Source organism: Streptomyces calidiresistens (assembly GCF_014141525.1).
GTDB lineage: Bacteria > Actinomycetota > Actinomycetes > Streptomycetales > Streptomycetaceae > Streptomyces > Streptomyces calidiresistens.
Window position 1 is genome coordinate 1 of sequence record NZ_VKHS01000758.1, and the last position, 2,580, is coordinate 2,580.

Genomic DNA, 2,580 nt, shown 5'->3' on the forward strand with positions numbered 1-2,580 from the left:
GTCGGAGGGGGTTTCGGGGAGGCTTCCGGAGAATCCCCCGCCGGAGAACACCACCTCACCCGAGGGGCGGTAGTCCCGTATTCCTCGGTGATATGGGGGCCGAGGGGTCACCGGATCACGGGCCCGCCCCGGCGGGTTCCGGGGGTGGATCCGTGAACGCCGGCGCAGCCGCCCCGGGGTGAGGGGGGATCGCCCTGCGGCCGGGTGCCCGGAGGGAAAGCTTCCGCGTATCCGTGCGCAACCCGTTGACGCCTCGCCCGGAAGACCCTAACGTCCGTGACTCGAACTTTCGGGAAAGCTCCGAAAACTTTCGGACCAGTCGACCAAAGGTGAGAGACCCCGATGAGATCCGTGCGTTTCGCCGTCGCCGCCCTGGCGACCACCGCCCTGGCCCTGCCCCTGGCGGCCTCCCCGGCCATGGCCGCACCGCGGCCCGACCACCGGCCCGTCCCCCACGTCAACATCAAGCTCCCGCCCCACTCCCACGCCAAGTTCGACCGGCTGCGCTGGGCCGCGCCGGACGGCTTCCACGTGGGCACGGCCGTGGCGGGCGGGGGGCACCACCTCGAGCAGGACTACCCGGACCCCTTCACCTTCGACAAGAAGTACCGGAAGATTCTCGGTAAGCAGTTCAACTCGGTCTCCCCCGAGAACCAGATGAAGTGGGACTTCATCCACCCCGAGCGGGACCGGTACCGCTTCGAGGAGACCGACGCCATCATCGACTTCGCCGAGCGTCACCGTCAGGTCGTGCGCGGGCACACCCTCCTGTGGCACAGTCAGAACCCGGAGTGGCTGGAGGAGGGCGACTTCACCGCCGATGAACTGCGCGAGATCCTGCGCGACCACATCACCACCGTCGTCGGCCGTTACGCCGGTCGGATCCAGCAGTGGGACGTGGCGAACGAGATCTTCGACGAGGAGGGGCAGCTGCGCACCCGGGAGAACATCTGGATCCGGGAGCTCGGGCCGGGCATCGTCGCGGACGCCTTCCGCTGGGCGCACGAGGCCGACCCGGAGGCGAAGCTCTTCTTCAACGACTACAACGTGGAGAGCGTCAACGCCAAGAGCGACGCCTACTACGCGCTCGTGCAGGAGTTGCTCGCGGAGGGCGTGCCCGTGCACGGCTTCGCCGTCCAGGGTCACCTGAGCACGCGCTACGGTTTCCCCGGCGATCTGGAGCGGAACCTGCAGCGGTTCGACGAACTCGGTCTGGAGACCGCCGTCACCGAGCTGGATGTGCGCATGGACCTGCCGGCGAGCGGCCGGCCCACCAAGGCGCAGCTGGTGCAGCAGGCCGAGTACTACGACCGGGCGCTCTCGGCGTGCCTGGCCGTGGAGGGCTGCAACTCCTTCACCATCTGGGGCTTCACCGACAAGTACTCCTGGGTCCCCACCTTCTTCGAGGGTGAGGGTTCCGCCACGGTGATGACCGAGAACTTCGTCCGGAAGCCCGCCTTCTTCGCGCTGCGCGACACGCTGAGGGAGGCCCGGAAGGGCTGAGAACCCCTGCCCCCGCCCGCCGCGGTGACCGCGGCGGGCGGGGGCGGAACGGGCGTTTGACGGAGGATCATCCCGTCCCGGCGGAGGATCGGCCGACCATGATCCGTTGGAGAAGGATGAAGGAGAGCAGCAGGACGCCGATGACGATGCGGGTCCACCAGGAACTGAGCGTTCCCTCGAAGGAGATGACGGTCTGAACGGTGCCCAGCACCAGGACGCCCAGCACCGAACCGGCCACGTACCCGGAGCCTCCCGCCAGCAGTGTTCCACCGATCACCACGGCGGCGATGACGTCCAGTTCCATGCCCACCGCGTGCAGGCCGTAGCCGGAGAGCATGTAGAGGCCGAACAGGAGGCCGCCCAGGGCCGAGCAGAGACCGCTCACCGCGTAGACGCCCACCTTGGCCCGGCCGGTGGCCAGGCCCATCAGGCGCGCGGAGGACTCGCTTCCCCCCACGGCGTACACGGTGCGCCCGAAGCGGGTGCGGTGCAGCACGTGCGCCGCGACCGCGACCACGACCAGGGCGATGATCACCGCGGGGGTCACCACGATGTCCCCGGGCAGGTGGATCGTGGCGGTCGCGAGGTCGCGGAAGGCGGGGTCCCGGATGGAGACCGACTCCACACTGATGAGGAAGCACAGCCCCCGGGCCAGGAACATGCCCGCCAGGGTGACGATGAAGGGCTGTACCCCGAAGTGATGGATGACCAGGCCCATCAGGAGACCGAGGGTGCCACCGGTGGCGAGAGCCGCGAGGACCACGGACCACAGGGGCCAACCGGCCTGGAGACCGGCGGCGGCGATCATGGTGGCCAGGGCGGCGACCGCCCCGACGGAGAGGTCGATGCCCCCGGTGAGGATGACGAAGGTCATCCCGACGGCCAGCACGATGAGGAAGGCGTTGTCCACGAACAGGTTCGCGACGACCTGGCCGGAGGCGAAGCCCTCGTAGCGCAGGGATCCGGCGCCGAACGTGAGCACGAAGACGACGAGGGTGGCGACCACCGGCAGGAAACGACGGGGCACCCGAACGGGCCCCCGTCCCCCGGGGGAACGGGTGCGGAGGGGGGTGCGGG

Annotated in this window: 2 protein-coding genes; one reads left to right on the top strand and one right to left on the bottom strand. The window is 69.3% G+C overall.

Going from position 1 to position 2,580, the window contains the following annotated elements; all coding sequences use genetic code 11:
• The first annotated feature begins 342 nt into the window (after window positions 1-342).
• Window positions 343-1,503 (top strand): endo-1,4-beta-xylanase, encoded by a 1,161-nt coding sequence (locus tag FOE67_RS22420; protein ID WP_182666654.1) that lies wholly within the window; start codon window positions 343-345, stop codon window positions 1,501-1,503.
• A 67-nt stretch (window positions 1,504-1,570) separates the two neighbouring features.
• Here FOE67_RS22420 and yjfF read toward each other — a convergent pair whose 3' ends face one another.
• Entirely contained in the window at window positions 1,571-2,530 is a 960-nt protein-coding gene (yjfF, locus tag FOE67_RS22425; RefSeq protein ID WP_182666655.1) for a galactofuranose ABC transporter, permease protein YjfF, read from the bottom strand.
• Window positions 2,531-2,580 lie beyond the last annotated feature (50 nt).

Bases quoted from the DNA above. Each gene is read 5' to 3' on its own strand.
- FOE67_RS22420 (WP_182666654.1), top strand. From the start codon at position 343: ATGAGATCCGTGCGTTTCGCCGTCGCCGCCCTGGCGACCACCGCCCTG.